Annotated in this window: 19 protein-coding genes; 8 read left to right on the top strand and 11 right to left on the bottom strand. The window is 69.9% G+C overall.

Annotated elements, in window-relative coordinates; all coding sequences use genetic code 11:
• Window positions 1-314 precede the first annotated feature (314 nt).
• A complete protein-coding gene (locus tag ASG87_RS05230) occupies window positions 315-1,457 on the top strand; it encodes a hypothetical protein (protein WP_056001871.1) in 1,143 nt (380 codons plus the stop codon).
• A 311-nt stretch (window positions 1,458-1,768) separates the two neighbouring features.
• On the opposite strand, the gene ASG87_RS19170 is transcribed toward ASG87_RS05230, so the two are convergent.
• Window positions 1,769-2,293 (bottom strand): SRPBCC family protein, encoded by a 525-nt coding sequence (locus ASG87_RS19170; protein WP_162258318.1) that lies wholly within the window; start codon window positions 2,291-2,293, stop codon window positions 1,769-1,771.
• A 151-nt stretch (window positions 2,294-2,444) separates the two neighbouring features.
• On the opposite strand from ASG87_RS19170, the gene msrB reads away from it, so the two are divergent.
• From msrB to ASG87_RS05210, 3 genes are all read left to right on the top strand, one after another.
• The gene (gene msrB / locus ASG87_RS05220) at window positions 2,445-2,918 is read left to right on the top strand and encodes a peptide-methionine (R)-S-oxide reductase MsrB (RefSeq protein ID WP_056001865.1); all 474 of its coding nucleotides are present in this window, start codon (window positions 2,445-2,447) and stop codon (window positions 2,916-2,918) included.
• The gene (locus ASG87_RS05215) at window positions 2,905-3,492 is read left to right on the top strand and encodes an isochorismatase family protein (RefSeq protein ID WP_056001862.1); all 588 of its coding nucleotides are present in this window, start codon (window positions 2,905-2,907) and stop codon (window positions 3,490-3,492) included. Before msrB ends, ASG87_RS05215 begins: the two co-directional genes overlap by 14 nt.
• 107 nt (window positions 3,493-3,599) lie before the next feature.
• Window positions 3,600-5,111, top strand: coding sequence for a peptidase S10 (locus ASG87_RS05210; RefSeq protein WP_082582757.1), 1,512 nt, complete (start codon window positions 3,600-3,602; stop codon window positions 5,109-5,111).
• A gap of 62 nt (window positions 5,112-5,173) precedes the next feature.
• On the opposite strand, the gene ASG87_RS05205 is transcribed toward ASG87_RS05210, so the two are convergent.
• Window positions 5,174-5,584: a hypothetical protein gene (locus ASG87_RS05205; RefSeq protein WP_056002058.1), complete on the bottom strand. Its 411-nt coding sequence runs from the start codon at window positions 5,582-5,584 to the stop codon at window positions 5,174-5,176.
• 191 nt (window positions 5,585-5,775) lie between these two features.
• On the opposite strand from ASG87_RS05205, the gene trxC reads away from it, so the two are divergent.
• The gene (gene trxC / locus ASG87_RS05200) at window positions 5,776-6,216 is read left to right on the top strand and encodes a thioredoxin TrxC (protein WP_056001856.1); all 441 of its coding nucleotides are present in this window, start codon (window positions 5,776-5,778) and stop codon (window positions 6,214-6,216) included.
• 307 nt (window positions 6,217-6,523) lie between these two features.
• Here the strand turns inward: trxC and ASG87_RS05195 are convergent, their stop codons facing one another.
• On the bottom strand, window positions 6,524-8,083 hold the full coding sequence (locus ASG87_RS05195) for a YdiU family protein (protein ID WP_056001853.1): 1,560 nt from the start codon (window positions 8,081-8,083) through the stop codon (window positions 6,524-6,526).
• Window positions 8,084-8,636: 553 nt separating this feature from the next.
• Here ASG87_RS05195 and ASG87_RS05190 point away from each other — a divergent pair.
• Window positions 8,637-8,969 carry a YkgJ family cysteine cluster protein gene (locus tag ASG87_RS05190; RefSeq protein ID WP_056001850.1) on the top strand — a complete coding sequence of 111 codons (333 nt, stop codon included), beginning with the start codon at window positions 8,637-8,639 and terminating at the stop codon, window positions 8,967-8,969.
• 32 nt (window positions 8,970-9,001) lie between these two features.
• On the opposite strand, the gene ASG87_RS05185 is transcribed toward ASG87_RS05190, so the two are convergent.
• The 5 genes from ASG87_RS05185 to ASG87_RS05170 form a co-directional block, all read right to left on the bottom strand.
• On the bottom strand, window positions 9,002-9,712 hold the full coding sequence (locus ASG87_RS05185) for a 16S rRNA pseudouridine(516) synthase (protein WP_056001847.1): 711 nt from the start codon (window positions 9,710-9,712) through the stop codon (window positions 9,002-9,004).
• Window positions 9,709-10,779: a methyltransferase gene (locus ASG87_RS05180; RefSeq protein ID WP_056001844.1), complete on the bottom strand. Its 1,071-nt coding sequence runs from the start codon at window positions 10,777-10,779 to the stop codon at window positions 9,709-9,711. Before ASG87_RS05180 ends, ASG87_RS05185 begins: the two co-directional genes overlap by 4 nt.
• A 91-nt stretch (window positions 10,780-10,870) precedes the next feature.
• Window positions 10,871-11,029 (bottom strand): hypothetical protein, encoded by a 159-nt coding sequence (locus tag ASG87_RS20795; protein WP_157510884.1) that lies wholly within the window; start codon window positions 11,027-11,029, stop codon window positions 10,871-10,873.
• Window positions 11,026-11,361 carry an HXXEE domain-containing protein gene (locus tag ASG87_RS05175; RefSeq protein WP_082582764.1) on the bottom strand — a complete coding sequence of 112 codons (336 nt, stop codon included), beginning with the start codon at window positions 11,359-11,361 and terminating at the stop codon, window positions 11,026-11,028. The genes ASG87_RS20795 and ASG87_RS05175 overlap by 4 nt, the downstream gene beginning before the upstream one ends.
• 8 nt (window positions 11,362-11,369) lie before the next feature.
• Complete coding sequence (locus ASG87_RS05170; RefSeq protein ID WP_056001838.1) at window positions 11,370-11,750, bottom strand: YajD family HNH nuclease; 381 nt, start codon at window positions 11,748-11,750, stop codon at window positions 11,370-11,372.
• A 557-nt stretch (window positions 11,751-12,307) separates the two neighbouring features.
• Here ASG87_RS05170 and ASG87_RS05165 point away from each other — a divergent pair.
• On the top strand, window positions 12,308-13,393 hold the full coding sequence (locus tag ASG87_RS05165; protein ID WP_268761798.1) for a 3-deoxy-7-phosphoheptulonate synthase: 1,086 nt from the start codon (window positions 12,308-12,310) through the stop codon (window positions 13,391-13,393).
• 155 nt (window positions 13,394-13,548) lie between these two features.
• Here ASG87_RS05165 and egtD read toward each other — a convergent pair whose 3' ends face one another.
• Both egtD and egtB read right to left on the bottom strand, forming a co-directional pair.
• Window positions 13,549-14,535 (bottom strand): L-histidine N(alpha)-methyltransferase, encoded by a 987-nt coding sequence (egtD, locus tag ASG87_RS05160; protein WP_056001832.1) that lies wholly within the window; start codon window positions 14,533-14,535, stop codon window positions 13,549-13,551.
• Between the two features lie 10 nt (window positions 14,536-14,545).
• Window positions 14,546-15,781 (bottom strand): ergothioneine biosynthesis protein EgtB, encoded by a 1,236-nt coding sequence (gene egtB / locus ASG87_RS05155; protein WP_056001829.1) that lies wholly within the window; start codon window positions 15,779-15,781, stop codon window positions 14,546-14,548.
• Between the two features lie 211 nt (window positions 15,782-15,992).
• Between egtB and ASG87_RS05150 the strand changes: the two genes are divergently transcribed.
• Window positions 15,993-16,436 (top strand): DUF6491 family protein, encoded by a 444-nt coding sequence (locus ASG87_RS05150; RefSeq protein ID WP_056001825.1) that lies wholly within the window; start codon window positions 15,993-15,995, stop codon window positions 16,434-16,436.
• A gap of 77 nt (window positions 16,437-16,513) precedes the next feature.
• Here ASG87_RS05150 and ASG87_RS05145 read toward each other — a convergent pair whose 3' ends face one another.
• Window positions 16,514-16,939, bottom strand: coding sequence for a hypothetical protein (locus tag ASG87_RS05145; protein WP_056001822.1), 426 nt, complete (start codon window positions 16,937-16,939; stop codon window positions 16,514-16,516).
• Window positions 16,940-16,995 lie beyond the last annotated feature (56 nt).

Genomic DNA, 16,995 nt, shown 5'->3' with positions numbered 1-16,995 from the left:
CAAACGTCGCGTATCGGTGAATACATACTGAGCCAGAATCGTATGAACATGCGCACTTGGTTGTCTGAGCCATGCGTGCCGAAAGCGGGACGGCCCACTATTCCGCTCATGAAAGAAAAGGAGTTCCGTGATGGAAAGAAAGCACGAGGAAACGGCAGTTGTGCGTCCCTTTGGCCGCTTGGTAGCCACGGAAATTTCGGCGCCTGGCATCACTCCCGACAAAAAGGGGCAGTTCCTGTCCCACACTTCGGGCTCTGCCTGGAATGACGCCCCGGACCCGACCGACTTAGGTCCTTTCTGAAACGATCGATAGGATGAAAGCCGCCCATGAAACCATGGGCGGCTTTTTTGAGGGGAACGGTATGGAATCGCCTGTATATATTCTCGCGGAGTGGAACGAGCCCCATTCGGCAGCATTGAAATGGGCGCTCGAGAAAAACAAAATTCCCGTAGCGATCGCCCCGGATTTCAGCGGCCTGGCTTCCCGTTTTACCGCACAGGTGGACAATGCCGGTGTCTCCTTCCGCATGACCACGGCTCTCCACGAGGAAAATCGGGCGCGGTCGGTCTGGTTCAGGCGTCCGGCGGAGCCGCAACCCAGCCACTGCCTGGATGCCGACAAGCAATTCGTTCAGCGGCAATGGACGTATTTCCAGAAAAACCTTTTCCATCTCAACGACAGCATTATCCCGGCGCTATGGGCAAACCGGCCCGGCGCCGCCATTGCGGCCGAAAGCAAGTTGCTGCAGTTGCAGATAGCGCATGCCTTGGACATGAACATTCCGGAACTCGTGGTGACGAATCACGCCGCGGACGTTCGCCGGATCATAAAGAAGTATGGCAAGGTCATTTTCAAGACATTCCATCCGCATAGCTGGCAGAGCGCATCGAATGGGAACATCTACGACATCGGGGTTGCGTTGCTCGATGCCGACAGCGAGTTGCCCGAGGAATCCATCGCGGTCTGTCCGGGGATTTTCCAGCGATACATAGAGAAGGCGTTCGACATCAGGGTCACCGTCATCGGCCAGCATATGTTTGCCGTGCGCATCCTGAAGCAATCCGGCGACGCCTATTTGGACTGGCGGCAACACGTTCTCGGCAAAGAGGCCGTCATGGCCGCGGTTCAACTTCCGTCGGAATGGGAGGCCAAGATCAGGGCCTTGATGAATCGCCTGGGCATTGTCATCGGATGCGTCGATCTCGTGGTCGACGGCGATGGCAACATGTTCTTCCTTGAAATAAACCAGGCAGGCCAATTCCTGTTCGTCGAGGAAAAACTGCCGGATGTGCCCCTGCTGCGGGCAATGACGGCCATGCTGGCGTCCGGCCGTCACGACTATTCGCTGACGGACTCACTGGACGTACGCTTCCCGGATTACAAATCGTCTGACGCGTACGAACGGGTCATGGAATCCTATGCCGACAGCCCGCTGATCGTATCCCTGGAAGAATAGCGAAGTGCAGGGCAACTGGAACCGGCACGCCCCACCCGACGTTGCCGCAGCCATGCATCGGGCGCAATTCAAGCATTCGCCGTAATGCAGGCGCCTTCTCATACCGCACCACTTCGAGCGGGGAGATTCCCCCCGGCGCGTCAGGCGCGCCCACGACGGTGCCGGCGAGGCCGCTATGCGTGCTCTTCGTGGAAGCTGTTTGCGATCTCCCCATGCTCACTCGCAGGGTACGTCGGCACGCCAGTCCCGCCAGCGGGATCGCCGCGTGCGCATCCTGCCAGCCGTCACACCATGTTCGGCGTGGCGAAGCCTCAGGAAGCTTCCAGCTTGCGCTTGAGCGCATCCGCTTCCTGCTCGATATAGCGCTGGACGGTTCCGCCGAACAGGCGGCCGACGACGACACCGAGCCAGCCCGAAAAACGGAACTGCAGCAGCACGCGCGATTGCGTGGACGACACCACGTCGATCTCGTGCTCGGCGACCATCCGCATGCCCGTCGAACGCGCCTCCCAGACGAAGCGCCGCGGCGGATCGAGCGTCGTCACCACCCAGGTCGCAGGCCGCAATCCCGGCTGGCGCACCACGAAGCGCGCGCCGGGCCTCAGCACCGGACCGTCCAGCGCATCGACCGATGTCACGGCAGGCAGCCATTCGGCCCAGGCGGAGACATCGGAGAGCAGCGACCACACGGCATCAACCGGTGCGTCGATCGGCAGGGACGTTGCATAAGCGGGCACGGCACTATCCTCCGTTACGGCATTTCTGAACGGCGCCGTCCGCATCCCGACCGGCTGCCGCAGGTGCCAATCGTGCCCGATCGGCAGCGGTCCGGCCATGCTGGTGCCACGACATGCGAACCGCATTCCACAGGAGCAGCAGCCCGCGTCACCGTCGCCGCCCGCAGGCTTGCGTCGACGCCACAGCGACGCCATGTTGTGCGATGCATATAGCCCCGGCCCGGCTCCGCCAACCATGCGAGGAAGCGCCATGACCACCTTCGACCTCACCCCGCCCTCCGACGCCCAGCGCGCCTCGATCACCGCCGGCCTGGCGCCCGACGAGCGCCGCGTCCTGCTGCAGCACGGCACCGAGGCGGGATTCTGCGGCGTGTTCCTGGACAACAAGAAGCACGGCGTCTACGCCTGCCGCTTCTGCGGGCTGCCGCTGTTCCGCTCCGGCGCGAAGTTCGACTCGGGCACCGGCTGGCCCAGCTTCTTCGAGCCGTACGACGCGGCGCATGTGCGCTACATCCGCGACACCAGCCACGGCATGATCCGCACCGAGGAAGTCTGCGCGCGTTGCGGCAGCCACCTTGGCCACGTCTTTCCCGACGGCCCGCCGCCCACCGGCAACCGCCATTGCCTGAACTCGGTCTCGCTGTCCTTCACCGAGGACGGCGACGACCTGCCCGACGTGCTCGGGCGCGGCGCGCCGGAAGGACGGCCGGATGCCGGCGGCTGAGCAGGTGCCCCGGCACGACGCGGCCGAGGCGCTGATCGTCGTCGTCGCACAGCGCGCCTTCATGGCCGGCGACGGCGCGGTACCCGAGCGCGACCGGCTCGAACGCGCCCTGCGCATGCTGCTCGGGCGCGCCCGCGAGGCCGGCGCACCCGTGGTCTTCCTGCAGAACGACGGCCTGCCCGGTGCCGCCGACGCGCCGGGCCAGGCCGGCTGGGAGCTGTTCCTGCCGCCGACCGACGGCGAACGGGTGATCCGCAAGACGCAGGACGACGGTTTCGAGGGCACCGGCCTCGACGCCTGCCTCGCGGCCCTGGGTGTGCGACGGCTCGCGCTGTGCGGCCTGCTGTCGGAGATGTGCCTGGCCGCCACCGCGCGCGCCGCGATGGCGCGCGGGTACGCCGTGCTGCTGCCCCACGACGGCCACGCCACCTACGACGTCCCGGCCGGCCCGGGCGGCTCTCCCGTCGTTCCGGCGCGCCTCGCGGCACGGGCGGCGGAATGGTCGCTGTGCGACGGGATCGAGATCCCGCCTTCGGCGGCCGACGTGCGCTTTTCCGGCCGCGCCGGACGCTGAGGAGCGATCCCCGGCACGCCCTGACCGGGCGCGACCATGCCTTCCTGCACAGTCCGCCCCGCGCGGCGCGAGCTAGGCTCGGGATTTATCCCGCGAGGAAACCCCACGTGCGCAAAGCCCTGCCTTCCGCCCTGCTCGCCATGCTGCTGCTCGGCGGCCTGCACGCCCCGGCCCACGCGGCCGACAAGCCGGCAAAGGAAGCCGGCCAGACCGCCGATGCGATGGCCGACAAGAACTTCCATCTGCCGCCGTTCCCGGCCGACGCCCACGTCGCGCAGACCGCCACGGTGGACGGCAGGACGCTGAAGTACACGGTCACGGTGGGTTCGCTGCCGGTGCGCAACGAACAGGGCGAGGTGACCGGCGAGGTGGTGTTCACCGCTTACACCATGGCCGGCAAGGACCGGCCGGTGACGTTCGCGCTGAACGGCGGGCCGGGCGCGTCGTCGGTCTATCTCAACTTCGGCGCGATCGGTCCGAAGCGGGTGAACTTCGGCGTGGAGGGCGCCAACCCGTCCGACCCGGCCACCCTGCGCGACAACCCGGGCACCTGGCTGGGCTTCACCGACCTGGTCTTCATCGACCCCGTCGGCACCGGCTACAGCCGTGCGCTGGTGGCCGACAAGGAAGCCACCAAGCTGTTCTACAGCACCGACAACGACATCAAGTACCTCTCGCGCATCGTCTACGACTGGCTGGTGAAGAACGGCCGCATGGCCTCGCGCAAGTACCTGGTGGGCGAGAGCTACGGCGGCTTCCGCGGCCCGCGCATCACCGACTACCTGCAGACCCAGCTCGGCGTCGCGCTGAACGGCGTGGTGCTGGTGTCGCCCTATCTCAACCCGGCCGCCTCCGACAACGAGAACGTGTCGCCGCTGCCGTGGATGCTGACCCTGCCCTCGATCGCCGCGGCGCACCTGGAGCGCCAGCACCGGCTCACCCCCGAGGCGATGAAGCCGATCGTCGAGTACACCCGCGGCGAGTACGCCAGCGACCTGATGCGCGGCCGCTCCGATCCGCAGGCCACCGCGCGCGTGGTGAAGAAAGTGACCGAGCTGACCGGGCTGGACCCGGTCTTCGTGCAGCGCTCCGGCGGCCGCCTGGAGACCCAGGCCTACCTGCGCGAGGTGTACCGTGCCGAAGGCAAGCTGGGCAGCCGCTACGATTCCAATGTCACCGCGTGGGACCCGTTCCCGTACGCCCCGCGCCAGCGCACCGGCGACCCGATCCTCAACGGCATCATCGCGCCCACCACCACCGCCATGGTGGACTTCGTCACCCGCACGGTGGGGTGGAAATACGGCGGCCGCTACAACGCGCTCAGCTACGACGTGAACAAGCTGTGGCACGAGGACGAGGATGCCAACCAGGGCTCCGTCTCGCAACTGCGCGAGTCGGTGGCGAACGACCCGGGCCTGCGCGTGCTGATCGCGCACGGCTGGGACGACCTGTCCTGCCCGTTCATGGCCTCGGTGCTGATCGTCGACCAGATGCCGGCAATGGGCGATCCCACCCGCGTGCAGGTGAAGAACTACGCCGGCGGCCACATGTTCTACGCCCGCCCGGACAGCCAGGCGGAACTGCGCAGGGATGTGATGGCGCTTTACGGCGCGAAGTAGGCGGCGACCTTCCGTGCCGGTGCGCGAATCCGCGCATCGGCCACCCGCCCCGTCGCCGCCGCTCAGGCGCACCGCGTTCCCGGCCACCAGCCGCGGCCGAGGCGCGCGTAGCGGTCCGCCGCGCGCTCGAACGGATTGCGCACGCCGACGCCGCCGCAGCACAGGTACAGCGGCAGGAACAGCGGCCCGAGCAGCATGTACTGGTAGACGTGGGCGCGCTCGTGCGCGGCCAGCGAGACCGGCGGCTCGGCGCCGCGGCCGGCACGATGCGCGTAGGTGAGGCAGGGCACGTCCAGCTCGCGGCCGGTATGCAGGATCACGTTGCCGAGGGTCAACGCGCCGCCCCGGCCCCACGGCCAGCACCGCACCACCAGGGCAAGCTCGCGCCGCTGCCAGCGCATGCGCGCGCCGAAGGCGAGGCCGATGGCGCCCACCAGCAGGCCGAGCACGCTGTTGGGCAGCGTCCATGCCATGCCGAGCGCGAGCCCGGCGCGCGACAACGCGCGCCGCGCGGATGCGCGGGCTCCGTGCGGCCGGATTCCATGCGGTCGGGACGAGGCATCGTCGGTCATGGGTTTCGCCAGGTCGTCTTGGGTTCGCGGGCGGCCGCCGCCATCTTGGCCCCAATGGCGCCACGGCGCCGCTTCCATCCCAGGAGTCTGCCATGAGTACGCCGATGGCCATCCCCTGCCCGCATTGCGGCGCGCTCAACCGCGTGCCGGCCGAACGCCTGGATGAACGGCCCGGTTGCGGGCGCTGCAAGCAGGCGTTGTTCGCCGGGCATCCCGCCGAGCTGACCGCGGCGAACTTCGATGCCGTCGCCGGACGCGGCGACCTGCCGGTGCTGGTGGATTTCTGGGCGCCCTGGTGCGGCCCCTGCCGCGGCTTCGCGCCGGTGTTCGCGCAGGCCGCGCGCGACTACGAGCCGCGGCTGCGGCTGGCGAAGGTGGACACCGATGCGCAACCTGCGCTGGCGCAGCGCTTCGGCATCCGCAGCATCCCGACCCTGATCCTGCTGCGCGGCGGACGCGAGATCGCGCGGCAGCCGGGCGCGCTCAGCGCGGCGCAACTGCAGCAGTTCGTGCAGGCTGCGCTGGCCGGCTAGGGCTGCTGCTTCCGTTGCCCGCGCGCGGCGATGCGCGTGGCTACGCCGGTCACCCGGCTCAGCGGCCTCCCTTCAGCCGCAAAGCCAACGCGGTTGCCGACCAGACGACGGCCACGAAATCAGCCCCTGCAATAGGATCACGAGCCGGGGCGGCGCATGACCATGCGTGTGCAAGGGTATGCCGTAACCGAGCCCTGACGCGGGAGCCGCAGGCAAGGTCGCGCCAAATTCGTCCCCGTGTTGCCCAGAGCATGAACCTGCCCCTTCCACTTCCGGGCGATGTTCAGCTCCAGCCAAACCCGCCGCTTCACGAACTGCACGAAAGCATCGAGCAGCCCGGCTTCTCGCGCGCCCAGTCTGGCCGCCGGCGCGCGTACTGCTCGCGGCCGGGCTGGTCGTCGTAGGGGCGGCGCATCACGTCGAGCAATTCCGAAATGCCGCCGGCATCGCCCTGCGCGGCCCGGTCGATGGCCTCCTGCGCGAGATAGTTGCGCAGCACGTAGCGCGGGTTGGCCGCGCGCATCTTCGCGCGCCGCTGCGCCGGCGCCAGCGGGTCGTCGGCCAGCCGCGTGGCGTAGCGTTGCAACCAGTCGCGCAGGGCCGGTTCCACCGCGTTGCGCCGTTCCTCGTCGTAGAACGCCTCGCCGAAGAGATCGGGCGACAGCGTGCCGGCCTCGGCGTCGGACAACGCGCGGAAGGTCAGTGTCATGTCCATCGTACCGTCGCGCATCGCGGCATGCAGCGATTCCATCAAGGCCGTGTCGTCGTCCCGGCATTCGGCCAGCCCCAGCTTGGCGGCGGTGGTCGCGCGGTCGGCCTCGGCGTAGGCGGCGGCATAGCGGTCTAGCCCGGCCTGGAGAGCCCCGGTGTCGCCGAACAGCGGCACCAACGCGCCGGCCAGCCGGCCGAGGTTCCACCACGCCACGTTCGGCTGCTGGCCGAAGCGGTAGCGCCGGCGCAGTGCATCGGTGGTGTTCGGCGTCCAGTCCGGATCGAAGTCGTCGATCCACCCATACGGCCCGTAGTCGAGCGTGAGGCCGAGGATCGACATGTTGTCCGTGTTCATCACGCCATGCACGAAACCCACCCGCATCCAGTGCGCAACCGTCCGCGCGGTGCGCTCGCAGACCTGGCCGAACCACTCGGCGTAGCGCGCCTCGCCGCTGCCGCCCAGCTCGGGGAAATCGCGGCGGATGGTGAAGTCCGCCAACTGGCGCAGCAGCGGGACGTCGTTGCGCGAGAACGGCAGCTCGAAGTTGCCGAAGCGGATGAACGACGGCGCCGCGCGGCAGACGATCGCACCCGGCTCGTCCTGCGGATGGCCGTCGTAGAACATGTCGCGCACCACCGTGTCGCCGGTGCCCACCAGGCTCAAGGCGCGCGTGGTGGGCACGCCGAGATGGTGCATCGCCTCGCTGCACAGGAACTCGCGGATCGACGAGCGCAGCACCGCGCGGCCGTCGGCTCCGCGCGAGTACGGCGTGGGCCCGGCGCCCTTCAACTGCAATTCCCAGCGCCCGCCCTGCGCGTCGATGGCCTCGCCCAGCGAGATCGCCCGCCCGTCGCCGAGCTGGCCGGCCCAATGGCCGAACTGGTGGCCGCCGTAGTTGGCCGCCCATGGCTGCATGCCATCGAGCAGGCGGTTGCCGCCGAACACCTCGGCGAATGCGGGCGAGGCGAGATCGTCCGCACCGAGGCCCAGCCGCGCCGCCATCTCGGCCGAATGGGCGAGCAGCCGCGGCGCCGCCACCGGCGCGGGATCGACGCGCGAATACAGCGCCCCCTCGACCTGCCGCAGGCGCGCGCCCCGCTCGGGATCGCCCGGCAGGTCGCGCACGAAGGCATTGTCGAAACGGAGCTTGAACATGGCGCGATACCCACGAGGCCGGTCGAGCTTATATCCGGGCGCGACCGGCGGCATGCAAGAGGAAAAGCCGGAACGTCCCATCCGTACCCGCCGGCCAGCGGCCGCGACGGGCTGCCGGCGTCGCTTCCGTGACCGCGTGAACCGGCATGACGCGAACCGCCTGGCGGCTGGCACGGCCAGAAGCCCATCGCGGCGCCTGAGAGCCCGTTCAAGGGCCCCCAGGCATCCCCTATGAAGCGTCATCCCAGCGGCTTTCAACAGCCGCGGGGCCTGTCAAGCTGGGATCCAGTACCCCTAGGTTCTGGGAAAAGGAAAGTCACTGGATTCCTGCTTGACCAGCCCTTCGGCTGTTGAAAAGCGTCTCGCAGGAATGACGAGCGGAGAGCGTGAGGGGATTCCAGTCCGACAGGGAGCCTTCGAACAGGCCCTCAGGCCACGACAAGGCTCGATGGCCGGAGCGCATGCGTGGCGCCAGCCATGGAACACCGCGCGCTACCCGGGCCGATAACCATCGGTTCACGCCCCGCTACGCGACATGCTGCCATGCTGGGGCATGAAGTCTCCCTCCCCTTCCCGTTCCCGCCATGGCGTGCGATGCAGCGATTGCGAAGCCGTCTGCTGCCGCCTTACCGTCGTGCTGATGCCCGAGGACCGGGTGCCCGCATGGCTGATCCAGCACGACGACCACGGCCCGGACACCCTGGCCAAGGGCGCGGACGGCTGGTGCGCCGCGGTCGATCCGAACACCTTCCGCTGCACCATCTACGACCAGCGCCCGGCGATCTGCCGCAAATACGCGATGGGCAGCCCCGGCTGCCGCGACGAGCGCAAGAAGTGGTTCGGCGCGCACCCGGTGCCGACGCCGGTGGTGATGCGCAATCCCTGACAACCGCGCCGCCGCGGGCGGGCGATCCCCGATTACGGCAGCGCGGGAAGAAAGATCCCTGCCACCTCGTCCGCCGCCAAGGGCCGCCATGCGCCGGCCGGCAGGTCGCCCAGCGCCAACCCGCCTACCGACACGCGATGCAGCGTTTCCACATGGTTGCCGGCGGCGGCGAACATGCGCCGCACCTGGTGGTAGCGGCCCTCGGTGACGGCGAGCCGGGCCGTGCGCGGCGCCAGCACCTGCAACTGCGCCGGCGCCAGCGGCGTGGTTTCCGATTCCAGCATCAGCGTGCCGCTGGCGAACAGTTCGCCTTCGTCGCCGCGCAGGTCGCTCGCCAGCGTGGCCTCGTAGACCTTCGCCACCTGCGCCCTGGGCGAGATGATCCGGTGCAGCAGCGCGCCGTCGTCGGTGAACAGCAGCAGGCCGGAGGTGTCGCGGTCCAGCCGCCCCACCGTGGACAGCGCCGGATCGCGCCGGCGGTAGCGCGGCGGCAGCAGGTCGTACACCACGCGGCCCTGGTCCTTGCGCGAGCAGGTCGCGCCCAGCGGCTTGTGCATCATCAGCACGATCCCCGCCGGCGGATCGAGCGGTTCGCCGTCGATGCGGATGTGCTCGTGCGGCACCTTGTCGTCGGCGTACAGCACCTCGCCGTCGGGGTCGGCGATGCGCCCTTCGCGGAACATCAGCGCGACTTCCTTGCGGCTGCCGTAGCCGAGGTTCGCAATCAACTTGACCAGCTTCATCCACGTACTCCGCTTGCGGCGATCACCTTGAAACCCTCCTGCGCCGCCACCTCGCGGACGTCGCCGAAGCGCGCGGCGAGCATCGACTCGTACGGCAGGTGCCGGTTCGCCACCAGCCACAGGCGGCCGTGCGGCAGCAGCGCATCGGCGGCGCTGGCGATGAAGGCGCGGCCGAGCCCGGGCAGGTCCGCGCGCCCCTGGTGGAACGGCGGGTTGCTGACGATGGCGTCGTAGCGCCGCGGCAGCCCGGTGGTCACGTCGTGCCAGTGCACCTGCGTCGCCACCGCGCGTCCGGCGTCGCGCACCGCGCGATCGAGGTTGATCCGTGCCGGCTCCAGCGCGCGCGCCTCCGCCTCGTACAGGTCGATCGCCGCCACCTGCGGGCAGTGCGCGACGACCTGTGCGGACAGGTAGCCGTAGCCGGCGCCCAGGTCGGCCACCCGCCCGTGCAGGTCCGCCGGCAGGTGCGCGGCCAGCAGCGCGGACGCGGCATCGATCCGGTCCCAGGCGAACAGCCCAGGCCGGCTGACCTGGCCGCCGGCGATCTCGCGCGGCGCGTCCAGCGCAAGCCACTGCTCCTGCAATGCGCGATCGGGCGCGGCTTCCGACCGGGTACCCCAGAACACCCGGCACTTGTGCTTGGACACGCTGCGCAGCGGACCGAGCAACCGGGCCAGGTCCGCCTCGGCCGATTTCGCGCCCTCCGCGTTCGGCACGCAGGCCAGCACGATGCCGCCAAGCTGCGCGCATTGCGCCGCGCGGGCGTACAGCGCGCGCATCTCGTCGCGCTGGCGCGGCGGCAGCACGAGCACCAGCGGAAAGGCCTCGCCGGCGGCAGGCTCGCCGACGCGCAGGCCGCTGCGTTCCAGCGCGTCGGCGAAGGGCTTGAACCCCTGCGCGCACAGCCAGCCGGGCCGCGCCATCTCGCGCAGGCGGAAGCCGTCGCGCGCGCGCAGGAACAGCACGCGGCCGTCCGCCGGCAGGCGCAAGTCGCCGTCCGCGAACGGAACGAACAAGGCGTCCAGCGCCGCATCGGGCGCGGGCGCGGAAAAACCGGCGGCGGTCACGGTGGTCTCGAATCCGGTCGGATGGACGGGCGGCCATTGTACGGGGCGACCCTGCCCATCGTGCGGCTCACCGCGCCGGCATGCGAGAAGCTCAGGCCAGACGCAGCCTGCGCCCGAGACCGAGCAGCAGGGGGATGCAGGCCAGCATCGCCAGTACCACCAGCGGCCCGGCCCAGCAGAACAGGCGCAGCCCGATATGCCCCTCATGCAGGGCCTGGCGCAGATAGAGCAGCCCCAGAGGCAGGTTCAACAGCACCGCTGGGCCGTGCCGGGCATGTACCTGCGCATGAGGAGGCTGGCGATGACATGCGGCATGAAGGCATTGAGGACCATCGCGAGCACGTAGCCCGCCATCAGGTACGCGCCGGCGCTGCCGGCCGAAGCCGATGAAGCGGCCGCCGTGACCGCGATGAACAGGATCGACAGCACGCCAGCCGCGAAGCGGAACGCCGGCGCCGCCACCGGCGGATACCACTTGCCCGCCTTTCCCGACCAGGCCGGAAGAAACCACGCTTCCTCCGCGTTGTGCGCCAATGCGCCGAGAGTGAAAAGCCACCCTACGGCCGCCAGTGGCGGAGACATGTCGACGTTCAACGCCGGCTTTTCGCTTCCAGCATCGCCTTGAGGTCGGCGAATGGATTGCCGGTGGCGGGCTTCGGCGCGTCCCCGCCCAGCGGCGCGCCGGCCACGTTGTCGATGTAGCGCGAGTGCTCGTTGTCGTGGCAGTACAGGCACAGCAGCTCCCAGTTGCTGCCGTCGGCCGGGTTGTCGTCGTGGTTGTGGTTGCGGTGATGGACGGTCAGCTCGTGCAGGTTGGCGCGGGTGAACTCGCGCGCGCAGCGGCCGCACACCCACGGGTACATCTTCAGCGCGCGCTCGCGATAGCCCATCTCGCGCTGCTCGGCGGCGCGGCGCGCCTCGGCCACGATGCGGTCGAGCCTGGCGGAATCGGGAGCCTTCGGATGGGTCATGGCGGCATGGCGGCAAGGGCGACGCGGCGATTATGCACGGTGCCGGCACACTATCGTCGCGGGGCGATGCCCCGCTGGGCGGGTCGCGCCGCGCGCGGCCAGCGGGCCGAGGTGGCATCCGGCAGGTCTCCGGGCGGCATGCTGGCCCCTCCCGGCCAGGTTCCGGCGCCGATGCTGCACGGAAGCCCCCGAACCGCTCGCCTCGCCAGGTATCCCGCGCCCTTCGCCGGCCCCGCGTGCCGGCCGCTTCCATCGCGTGGATGGATGGACGTCCATTTCCGCACGCCCGGCATGCGCAGGCTCCGCGCGATGCCGCGCCGTACCGGCGCGCATGGCGGATGCGTTGCGGCGCCCTATCGACTGTGTTATCTCTAGCCACATGATCCTCGCCGCCACCCGCCAGTACTTTTGGTTTTTTTACGGCTATCCGAAGCCATGGGCGGAGGTACGGGCGCGATCGTCGTAAAGACCGAAGATCAATCAACCCCGGAAAGCCGCCAGCACCACTGGCGGCTTTTTTCATGGCCGCCACTGGACCCCACACCGAAGGAGCCCACGTGAACCGCCACACCGACGACCTGCGCATCCGCGCCATCACCCCGCTGAGCACGCCCGCCGACGTCATGCGCGACTGCCCCATCGACGGCCGCGCCGCCGCCACGGTGAGCGCCTCGCGCGAAGCGCTGCACCGGATCATCCTCGGCACCGACGACCGCCTCGCCGTGGTGATCGGCCCCTGCTCGATCCACGACACCGAGGCCGCGCTGGACTACGCCAACCGCCTCGCGCCGCTGCGCGGGCGGCTTGGCGACGCGCTGGAGATCGTGATGCGCGTGTATTTCGAGAAGCCGCGCACCACGGTGGGCTGGAAAGGGCTGATCAACGACCCGGACCTGGACGGCAGCTTCAACATCGACAAGGGCCTGCGCCTCGCGCGCGGCCTGCTGCGCGACATCAACGCGCTGGGCCTGCCGGCCGGCTGCGAGTTCCTGGACATGATCACCCCGCAGTACACCGCCGACCTGGTGGCCTGGGGCGCGATCGGCGCGCGCACCACCGAGAGCCAGGTGCACCGCGAACTGGCGTCCGGTCTGTCGTGCCCGGTGGGCTTCAAGAACGGCACCGACGGCAACGTGAAGATCGCGGTGGACGCGGTGCAGGCCGCCAGGCAACCGCATCATTTCCTGGCGGTGACCAAGGACGGCCGCTCCGCCATCGCGGCGACCAGCGGCAACGAGGACTGCCACGTGATCCTGCGCGGCGGCCACGTGCCGAACTACGACGCGGCCAGCGTGGCGGCCGCCTGCCTCGCGATAGGCAAGGCCGGCCTGCCGACGCGGGTGATGATCGACGCCAGCCACGCCAACAGCGGCAAGCGGCCGGAGAACCAGCCCGCCGTGATCGAGGACATCGCCGCGCGCGTCGAGGCGGGCAGCACGCGCATCCTCGGCGTCATGGTGGAAAGCCACCTGGTGGCCGGCCGGCAGGACCCGGTTCCCGGCCAGCCGCTGGTCTACGGCCAGAGCATCACCGACGGCTGCCTCGGCTGGGACGATTCGGTGCAGGTGCTGGAGCGCCTCGCCGAAGCGGTGCGCCACCGCCGTGCGGCGGCGGAACGGCAACGCGAGGCGCTGCGGGCCTGACCCGGCCGGATGCCGTAAGCGTCAAGCGCGCCGCATGCGCGGCGCGGCGGGGTGCGCGGAAGGAACTCACGGCGTCCTTCCGCAGCGGCCGGCTCCGTACCGGACTGCGCAGCGAGGCTTGCGGGCACGGCGGAGCCGCTGGCGACTGCCTCCCGCTAGCGCCCCGGCGCCCCGGCGCGCACCAGGTACTGCACGCTGAACATCCGCTCGGGATCGGTCCAGACGCGCCGCACTTCCAGCCCCGCCCGGCCCGCCAGAGCGGCGAAGTCGTCCAGCGTGTACTTGCAACTGTATTCCACCTGCATCGCCTCGCCCTCGGCGAAGCGCGCCAGCATGCGGCCCACCCTCGCCTGCTGCGCGCGGGTGCTGACGAGGCTGGTCTCGATGCGCCCGGCCATCGGGTTGTAATGCGCGCGATGGCGGAAGCCGGACAGGTCGAAATCGCTGCCCAGCTCGCGGTTGAGCCGCACCAGCAGGTTGAGCGTGAACTCGGCGGTGACGCCGGCCGCATCGTTGTAGGCCGCCTCGAGCAGCGCCGTGTCCTTCTTCAGGTCCACGCCGATCAGCACGCCGCCGTTGTCGCCCATCTCGCCACGCATCTTGCGCAGCAGCGCCACCGCGTCGCGCGCCTCGAAATTGCCGATGGTCGAACCGGGGAAATACACCACCGTGCGGCGCGGCGCGCGCGGCGGGATCGGCAGCCGCAGCGCGCGGGTGAAGTCGGCGCACAGGGGCTGCATCGGCACCTGCGGGAAACGCTCGCCGAGCCGCTGCACGCTCTGCCGCAGCGGCTCGGCGGAAATCTCCACCGGCACGTAGGCCGCCGGCGAGGCCAGGTGTTCCAGCAGCATCCGCGTCTTGACCGCGTTGCCGCTGCCGTACTCGACCAGCCGCACGTCCGCGCCCAGCGCATCGGCGATGCCGGCGGCATGGACGTCCATCAGGGCGATCTCGCAGCGGGTGAGGTAGTACTCCGGCTGCTCGCAGATCCGCTCGAACAGCTCCGAGCCGCGCTCGTCGTAGAACAGCCACGACGGCAGCCGCTTCGGCTGCGATCGCAGGCCGCGCTGCACGATCTCCAGCAGTTCGTTGGCGGGCGGGCGGCGGTCGTCGTCGCGCAGGTCGCAGGCTTGCACACTCATCGGCTCGTGCTCATCGGTTCCTTGCCAGCCGCAGCCCGGCGAACTGCCAGCGTGCGTGCGGCGGGAAGAAGTTGCGGTAGCTGGCACGGACGTGGCCGCGCGGCGTGGCGCAGGAGCCGCCCCGCAGCACCCACTGGCCGCACATGAATTTGCCGTTGTATTCGCCCAGCGCGCCCGGCAGCGGCCGGAAGCCCGGATAGCTGACGTACGGCGAGGCGGTCCATTCCCACAGGTCGCCGAACATCTGCTGCAGGCCGTCCCCGCCCGCCGGTGCCGGCGGACGCGGCGCCTCGTCGAGCAGGTTGCCGCCATGCGGCAGGCCCTCGGCGGCGGCCTCCCACTCGGCCTCGGTCGGCAGGCGCGCTTCGGCCCAGCGCGCGAACGCGTCGGCCTCGAAGTAGCTGAGCTGGCTCACCGGCGCTTCCGGGTCGATCGCCTGCACCCCGGCCAGGCCGAACGCGCTGGCCAGGTCGGGCTGCCAGTACAGCGGGCGCTGCCAGCCTTCGCGCTGCACCAGGGCCCAGCCGTCGGACAGCCACAGCGACGGTTCGCGGTAGCCGCCGTCGTGCACGAAGGCGGCGTACTCGGCATTGGTGACCAGCCGGTTCGCCAGCGCATGCGCCTGCAGCAGGGTGCGGTGGCGCGGGGTTTCGTTGTCGAACGCGAAGCCGTCGCCGCCATGGCCGATCTCGACGATGCCCTCGCGTCCCGGCAGGTAGCGCAGCGCGACGCCGCCGGCGCGCGGCGCGGCGGCGGCCGGCTGGTAGGCCGGGCGCAGCGGGTTGCACCAGAACGCATGCTGGATGTCAGTGATCAGCAGCTCCTGGTGCTGCTGCTCGTGCTGCAGGCCCAGCTCGACCAGCGGCGCGAGCGCGCCGGCGTCGTCGCGCAGCAGCGCCTCGCACACCGCCTCGTCGACGTGACGCCGGTAGCCGCGCACCTCGTCCAGCGACGGCCGGGACAGCAAGCCGCGCTGCGGCCGCGCATGCATCGGGCCCACGGTCTGGTAGTAGGAGTTGAACAGGTAGTGCCAGGCCGGGTCGCACGGACGGTACGCTGCGTCGCGGCCGAGCACGAACTGCTCGAAGAACCAGGTGGTATGCGCCAGGTGCCACTTCGCCGGGCTCGCGTCGGGCATCGACTGCACCATCATGTCCTCGGCGCTCAGCCCCGCGCAGAGCCGCAGCGTGCCGGCACGCACCTGGCGGTAGCGCTGGAGCAGGCCGGCGGCGTTCAGCGCAGGCATGCCGCCCCCGCGGATTCCTGCGGCTTCCTGCGGCCTTTCGGGGAGGTTCCGCGGCAGCGGGCGGGAAGGATCGAAGGCATGCCGGTCAGGATGCCGGAGCAATCGTTCACTTTGCGTGATACGGGAATGGCCGGCCTTCGACAGCCACTGGCGCGCCCTGCCGGGTCGCGCGATGCTTGCATCGCAGTTCCAACAACCGCGAGGTGTCCCCATGAAACGCATCCTTCCCCTGTTGCCGCTGCTCGTGCTCGCCTGTACCGCCGCGCAGGCCAGCGACGCCCCTGCCGTCGCCAAGCCGCTGCCCTATGCCGAGTGCATCCGGACCAGCGAGATCAACGAATGGCACGTGGTCGACGCGCGCACCGCGCTGGTGCGCACCGGCCCCGACCGCTACCTGGTGAAGCTGCAGGCCGACTGCCCGCGGCTGGGCATCGGTGCTCCCGGCCTGCTGTTCCGCGCCAGCGAATCGGGCAAGGCCGTCGGCGGCAGCCGCATCTGCGGCGGGGTCGGCGAGACCGTGAGTGCGCGCGACCAGCCGCCGTGCGCCATATCGAGCGTCCGCAAGATCGACAAGGCGAAGTTCGAAAGCCTGCGCAAGCATGCCGCGCGCCACGGCAGCGGCGCCGACCAGCCGACCAAGCCGATCAACCCGTAGCTGCCGCGGGCGGGCGACGGCAAAAACGAAAGAGCCCGGCAATGGCCGGGCTCTTTTTTGCTTCGTGGCGACCGGTGTCAGTCGTCGTAGCCGTCGTCGCGGATGTAGCGCGTCTGGTACGGGTCTTCGTAGACGGTGCGCGTCTCCACCACCCGCCGCGTCACCACCGGCGCGCTCTCGTAGACCACCGTGCGCGGCTGGCGGTAGACCACCCGCGCCGGCTCGTAGTACACCGGCGCCGGACGCGTGGCGTCGATGATCGCGCCGGCCACCAGGCCGGTGACGACCGCGCCGGCGATCCAGCGCCCGCCGCTCCAGTGGCCGCCATGGCGGTAGTAGCCGCCGTGGCCGTAATAGCCGCCATGGCCCCAGCCGCCGCGGCCGTGACCCCAGCCGCCATGACCCCAGCCATGGGCCGACGCGGTCATCGGCGCCGCCACCATGCCCGCCAGGGCCAGGCCCATGGCGAACAGCTTGCCCGCATTCCCCACACGCTTGTTCATGCTGATGACCTCCGTTGGTACGTGCCGATGCTCCGGCCGGACCGCTTAATGCGCAC

It is taken from the genome of Frateuria sp. Soil773 (assembly GCF_001428405.1).
Classification (GTDB): domain Bacteria; phylum Pseudomonadota; class Gammaproteobacteria; order Xanthomonadales; family Rhodanobacteraceae; genus LMSL01.
This window is presented reverse-complemented; position numbering and strand designations above follow the sequence as displayed.